The organism is Streptomyces recifensis, from assembly GCF_002154615.1.
GTDB lineage: Bacteria > Actinomycetota > Actinomycetes > Streptomycetales > Streptomycetaceae > Streptomyces > Streptomyces griseoluteus.
In genome coordinates, this window is record NZ_MUNH01000600.1 from 1 (window position 1) to 6,400 (window position 6,400).

At 70.7% G+C, this 6,400-nt stretch carries 4 protein-coding genes and 2 pseudogenes; 3 read left to right on the forward strand and 3 right to left on the reverse strand.

The features are described 5' to 3' along the window. A pseudogene (locus CCN33_RS26830) lies at positions 1-658 on the forward strand (hypothetical protein); the annotation flags it as partial. Positions 659-751: 93 nt separating this feature from the next. After that, positions 752-2,728 (forward strand): threonine--tRNA ligase, encoded by a 1,977-nt coding sequence (gene thrS, locus CCN33_RS26835; protein WP_086696028.1) that lies wholly within the window; start codon positions 752-754, stop codon positions 2,726-2,728. 31 nt (positions 2,729-2,759) lie between these two features. Here thrS and CCN33_RS26840 read toward each other — a convergent pair whose 3' ends face one another. Then, positions 2,760-3,419, reverse strand: coding sequence for a potassium channel family protein (locus tag CCN33_RS26840; protein ID WP_392228659.1), 660 nt, complete (start codon positions 3,417-3,419; stop codon positions 2,760-2,762). Positions 3,420-3,486: 67 nt separating this feature from the next. Between CCN33_RS26840 and CCN33_RS26845 the strand changes: the two genes are divergently transcribed. Beyond that, entirely contained in the window at positions 3,487-4,047 is a 561-nt protein-coding gene (locus CCN33_RS26845) for an HIT family protein (protein WP_086696030.1), read from the forward strand. A 107-nt stretch (positions 4,048-4,154) separates the two neighbouring features. Here the strand turns inward: CCN33_RS26845 and CCN33_RS26850 are convergent, their stop codons facing one another. After that, positions 4,155-5,798: a hypothetical protein gene (locus CCN33_RS26850; protein ID WP_086696031.1), complete on the reverse strand. Its 1,644-nt coding sequence runs from the start codon at positions 5,796-5,798 to the stop codon at positions 4,155-4,157. 197 nt (positions 5,799-5,995) lie between these two features. Then, positions 5,996-6,400, reverse strand: a pseudogene (locus CCN33_RS26855) (elongation factor G-like protein EF-G2); the annotation flags it as partial.

Sequence of the window (6,400 nt, forward strand, 5' to 3'; positions counted from 1 at the left end):
CCCCCTCACCGTCCGCCTCCACCACGCCCTGCACGCCACCCGTGAGGCCATCGACTACCAGCGCGCCACCGGAAACACGGACGCCTTCGACGGGGCGGTGGAAGCCGGTGTCAGCCGCGAACTCACCGAGGCCCTCACCGCCCTCGTCCGAGGGACCGAGGGCGCCCGCATCGCCATCGCCTGGGCACCCGCGGCCGGCATCCCCGACGGCTGCGCCGCCTCGGCCGGACCCGTCGAGTTCTCACCCGGCGACCTCCCCGCCCTGCGGGCGGCGGGCGCCCGCTACCTGCGCGCCGAACCCTCCGAGAGCGTCAGCGTCACCGGTGTCGTCGTCCGGCTGCGCCGATCCGGACCGCGCGGCGCGGGCACCGTACGGCTGCGGGTGCTCGCGGGCGCCGAGGTCCCGCACCTTCGGCTCACCCTCGGCGAGGAGGACTACCGGATCGCGGGCCACGCGCACCTCGTCGGCCTCCCGGTCCGCGTGCGCGGCCGGCTGGAGCGCCGGGGCGGCTTCCGCAGGCTCACCGGCGCCACCGGGGTCGTCCCCGTACGGGTCGACGAGACCGAGCGCGACCGGCTGATGAAGTCCCTCCAGGAGAACCTCGACTTCTTCGAGGAGGCATGCGGAGAGGCGTACGGAGACGGCGACGCAGAGTAACCGTTTCGCGGTCGGCGGGGGCGGGTCGGTACGATCCCTTGTGCGCGCGCTCCTGGTACGGCGCCGCACTCAGCCTTCAGTCAGGAGAGACCGGTGTCAGACGTCCGTGTGATCATCCAACGCGATTCCGAGCGGGAAGAGCGCGTGGTGACGACGGGCACTACCGCCGCCGACCTCTTCCCGGGCGAGCGCTCGATCATCGCCGCGCGCGTGGCGGGCGAGCTGAGGGACCTCACCTACGAGCTGTCCGACGGCGACGAGGTCGAGGGCGTCGAGATCTCCTCCGAGGACGGTCTCAACATCCTGCGTCACTCCACCGCCCACGTCATGGCCCAGGCCGTGCAGGAGCTGTTCCCCGAGGCCAAGCTCGGCATCGGCCCGCCGGTCAAGGACGGCTTCTACTACGACTTCGACGTGGCGAAGCCCTTCCACCCCGATGACCTCAAGGCCATCGAGAAGAAGATGCAGGAGATCCAGAAGCGGGGCCAGAAGTTCTCCCGCCGGGTGGTCTCCGACGAGGACGCCCGCGCGGAGCTGGCCGACGAGCCCTACAAGCTGGAGCTGATCGGGCTCAAGGGCTCGGCCTCCTCCGACGACGGCGCGGACGTCGAGGTCGGCGCCGGCGAGCTGACCATCTACGACAACCTGGACGCCAAGACCGGCGAGCTGTGCTGGAAGGACCTCTGCCGGGGTCCCCACCTGCCCTCGACCCGCAACATCCCGGCGTTCAAGCTGATGCGCAACGCGGCCGCCTACTGGCGCGGCAGCGAGAAGAACCCGATGCTCCAGCGCATCTACGGCACCGCCTGGCCCTCCAAGGACGAGCTGAAGGCGCACCTGGAGTTCCTCGCCGAGGCCGAGAAGCGCGACCACCGCAAGCTCGGCAGCGAGCTGGACCTCTTCTCCATCCCGGAGCAGATCGGCTCCGGCCTCGCCGTCTTCCACCCCAAGGGCGGCATCATCCGCCGGGTCATGGAGGACTACTCGCGGCGCCGCCACGAGGAGGAGGGGTACGAGTTCGTCTACACCCCGCACGCCACGAAGGGGAAGCTCTTCGAGACCTCGGGCCACCTGGACTGGTACGCCGACGGCATGTACCCGCCCATGCAGCTCGACGAGGGCGTGGACTACTACCTCAAGCCCATGAACTGCCCGATGCACAACCTGATCTTCGACGCGCGCGGCCGCTCGTACCGTGAACTGCCGCTGCGCCTCTTCGAGTTCGGGACCGTGTACCGGTACGAGAAGTCGGGCGTCGTGCACGGCCTCACCCGTGCCCGCGGCTTCACCCAGGACGACGCGCACATCTACTGCACCCGTGAGCAGATGTCCGAGGAGCTGGACCGGACGCTCACCTTCGTCCTCGGTCTGCTGCGCGACTACGGTCTGACCGACTTCTACCTGGAGCTGTCCACCAAGGACCCGGAGAAGTTCGTCGGCTCCGACGAGGCGTGGGAGGAGGCGACCGAGACCCTGCGTCAGGTCGCCGAGAAGCAGGGCCTGCCGCTCGTGCCCGACCCCGGTGGCGCCGCGTTCTACGGCCCGAAGATCTCCGTCCAGGCCAAGGACGCGATCGGCCGTACCTGGCAGATGTCGACGATCCAGCTCGACTTCAACCTGCCCGAGCGGTTCGACCTGGAGTACACCGGCCCCGACGGCTCCAAGCAGCGCCCGGTGATGATCCACCGCGCCCTGTTCGGCTCCATCGAGCGGTTCTTCGCCGTGCTGCTGGAGCACTACGCGGGTGCCTTCCCGGCGTGGCTGGCTCCGGTGCAGGCGGTGGGCATCCCGATCGGGGACGCGCACGTCGAGTACCTGGAGAAGTTCGCGGCCGAGGCCAAGCGCAAGGGTCTGCGGGTCGAGGTGGACTCCTCCTCGGACCGGATGCAGAAGAAGATCAGGAACGCCCAGCGCCAGAAGGTGCCGTTCATGATCATCGTCGGCGACGAGGACATGAACGCGGACACCGTCTCCTTCCGCTACCGCGACGGCTCGCAGGAGAACGGCATCCCGTTCGAGGACGCCATCGCCAAGATCGAGAAGGTCGTGGCGGAGCGGGTCCAGGTCTGACCCGGACGAGTCCGCACGAACCCCCGAGGCATCAGTGCCGCCTCGGGGGTTCGTCGTCCTCCTCCCGCGCGAACACCTGCAGCAGCCACGACGAGAACGACCCCGTCACCGCGCCCAGCAGGGCCAGGCCGCCCGCCATCATCGCCACCGCGATGGCCCGGCCGCCCGTCGTCACGGGGACGACGTCGCCGTAGCCCACCGTGGACAGCGTGGAGCACGCCCACCAGAGGGCGTCGCCGAAGGTCCGCATGTGTGAGGCCGGCGCGCCCTTCTCCTGCTGGTAGACCGCGAGCGCGCCGGTGAAGCCCATCAGCAGGGTGGAGATCCCCGAGTAGGCGATGACCCGCGCGTACAGCGGGAGCCGGGGCATGCCGCGCCGGTGCTCCATGGCCTCGTAGATCCGCACGATCCGCAGCGGGCGCAGCAGCGGCAGGAGCAGGACGAGGGTGTCCAGCCAGTGGGTGCGGACGAAGCTCATGCCCTGACCGCTGAGCTTCCAGCGCATCGCGTAGTCCACGGCGAACAGCGCCCAGCAGGCGAGCAGCAGCACCAGCCAGGTGTCGTCCCAGGCGGTGCCGAGACGGGGGGCGAGGACGAGGGCCGCGTAGGAACCGAGGAACGTCAGGGATGCCACGGTGAGCGGCATCTCGGCCCGGTGCTCCCAGCGGGTCATGGTTCTGTCGTGGTCCACCGGCCCAGCTTGGCCGTCCGGAGCCATCCCGCCGCCCCGGCGACACGCCGCGAACGAGCGAAGCCATATGCTGCCTTGCATGACGAGTGAGCCGGAGCAGCAGATCGGAGTGGGGACGCAGGACGCGTTCCAGCGCCTGTGGACGCCCCACCGGATGGCCTACATCCAGGGCGAGAACAAGCCGAGCGGTCCGGGCGCGGACGACGGCTGCCCGTTCTGCTCGATCCCGGCGAAATCCGACGAGGACGGCCTGATCGTCCGCCGGGGTGAGCATGTGTACGCGGTGCTCAACCTGTACCCGTACAACGGCGGCCATCTGATGACGGTGCCGTACCGGCACGTGGCGGACTACACCGATCTGACCGGTCCGGAGACGGCCGAGCTGGCGGAGCTGACGAAGCAGGCCATGACGGCGCTGCGGACGGCGTCCGGGGCGCACGGGTTCAACATCGGGATGAACCAGGGCTCGGTGGCGGGCGCGGGCATCGCGGCCCACCTCCACCAGCACATCGTGCCGCGCTGGGGTGGCGACACGAATTTCATGCCGGTGGTGGGCCAGACGAAGGTGCTGCCGCAGCTGCTGGGCGACACCCGCAAGATGCTCGCGGACGCCTGGCCCGCAGTCTGACGGGCTCGGCACCGTCCAGCCCGTCCGGCGTTCGAGGACGGGGCCCGTTCAGGGCTGACCCGCGAGGGCGGCGGGCGGCCTGTGCTTCCCGCTGAGCCGCCGGAGGCTCACGCGTCGTACAGGTCGGCCTTCCTCGGCGCGGGGTCCTGGACCAGGCCGCTGAGGAAGGCGGAGCGGGCGCCGAACTTCTCGGTGTCCACGCCGTTCTCCTTGAGCACCTTGATCGCGGCGGAGTGCACCACCCTGAGGACCGGGGTGGCTGCGCGCAGGGCGTCGTCGGCCATGAAGCGGTGGCGCCAGGGCTGGTCGGCCCAGGCGTGCCGCAGACCGAAGGGCTCGGGCAGGCCGATGGAGCCGCCGAGCCAGTTCAGGGTCGGCGCGAACCAGGTCAGCGGGGCGCGGACGGCGAGCCGTACGACCTCGTCGGTGGGGACCAGGGGGAGCTTGACCGTGCGGTTCTCCCACGGCTTGAGGGTCTTGGCGACCTCCTTGGTGGGGGCGGCCGGCTTGGTGTGGAAGAGCGGGTTGACCGGGCCGAGGGCGTGGCCGGTGACCTCGATGCGCAGGGTCTCGTGGAGGACGGTCACCGTGATCATCATGGTGAGGACGAGCTGGCCGTCCCACAGGGTCCACTGGACGCCCAGGTAGTGCCGGTCGCCGCTGCCGAACTGCTGCTTGTTGCAGATCTCCTGTATGGCGTGCGGCTTGACCTGGAACGCCTCGACGTCCGTGCCCTCCGGCCGGGAGACCGCGTCGGCGTTCTCGCCGATCGGAGTGACGATCCAGTGCCGTATCGACGGGCGGGGGAAGCCGCCGGTGTTGAGGGGGCCGCGCTCCAGCAGGCTGAGCTGGTCGTGGATGGCGCGTATCACGTCCCAGCTCCGGAAGGGGTGGATCTCCCGCGGAGGGTCGGCGGAGACCAGTTCCTCGGCGAGCTGCCAGGAACCCCAGCGGGTGCCCATGCCGAGAATGCCCTTGGGGCCGGCGTAGAAGACGGAGTTGGAGCGCTGTTCCGCGCCGAGCCGGGCCAGGGACTGGCGGAGCTGTTCGGCGGCGGTCTCGCCGGGGCTGCGGGGTACGGCCTCGGGGACCTTGGCGCCGACACTGCTGCCGGAGAGCAGTCCGGCCCAGCGTTCACGCAGGTCGGCGGCGGTGCGCTCGCAGACGCGGCGGGCCCAGAACCAGCCGAGTACGGGGACGACGACGGCGGCGCGGGTGTACCAGCCCCAGAAGCCGCCGAAGGGCAGCTTGAGTAGGAAGAGCACGGCGAGGACACCGACTCCGGCGAGCAGCGCGGTGCCCAGTGCCCCGGCCCGGCCCTCGCGCTTGGCCAGGAACGAGCGGAGCAGGAAGACCAGGAGCCAGGCGAGGAGGCCGGGCAGGAAGATCAGGCCGCAGACGACCGTCACCAGGGTCAGCTTGTTGTCGCGTTCGCGGCGGATGTTGTTGGCGGCCAGGCAGTGTTCGACGACGACCTGGGGGTCGGCGCCGAAGGACTGGATCAGGGGCTTGCGGCCGGGCGCGAGGAGGCGGTCGGCGACGGCGCGGGAGAAGGCTTCGCCCAGGTTGGGGCGGAACAGCGGGATGCGGCCGGCCTTGACGGTGGACGTGTGCCACTCGTTGTCGGCCTTCTTGATCTCGAGCATGGGGGTGTCCCGGTAGGCCGCCGAGGCCAGTGCGAGGGTCGCCGCCTGGCCCTCGTCCCCGGAGACGGGCACCTGAGGCCCGTCCCACTCCGTCCCTACCGACATTCCCGCCCCCATCGCCGCCGTGTCGCTCCTGCGGCCTTCCCGGCTTCCCCGCCGCGCACACCTGCCGAACCGGACATCGTTGCGATGTCCCGTGGCCACGGCGCCGGTTCGGCCGGTCCGGGACCCGTCGGCCAGCGTATCGGCAGCCGTGCCCCACGCGTCGGCGGACGGCCGAAGCCGCCCGCCGGTGCCGGGAGTTACCGGGTCTCGCCGTCCTGGTCGCGCAGTCTCTCCGCGACTTGGGGCGGCATCGGCTCGTGGCGGGCGTAGGCGCGGCTGAAGGAGGCCGTGCCGTGGGAGAGGGAGCGCAGGTCGATGGCGTACCGGCCGATCTCGAACTCGGGTACCTCCGCGCGGATCAGGGTGCGTCCGGCGCCGGTCTGTTCGGTGCCCAGGACGCGGCCGCGCCGGGTGGACAGGTCGCTCATGACGGCGCCGACGTAGTCGTCGGGGACCAGGACGGCGATCTCGGCGACCGGTTCCAGCAGGTGGATGCGGGCCTCGGTGGCGGCTTCGCGCAGGGCGAGGGCGCCCGCGGTCTGGAAGGCGGCGTCGGAGGAGTCGACGGAGTGGGACTTGCCGTCGAGCAGGGTGACGCGCAC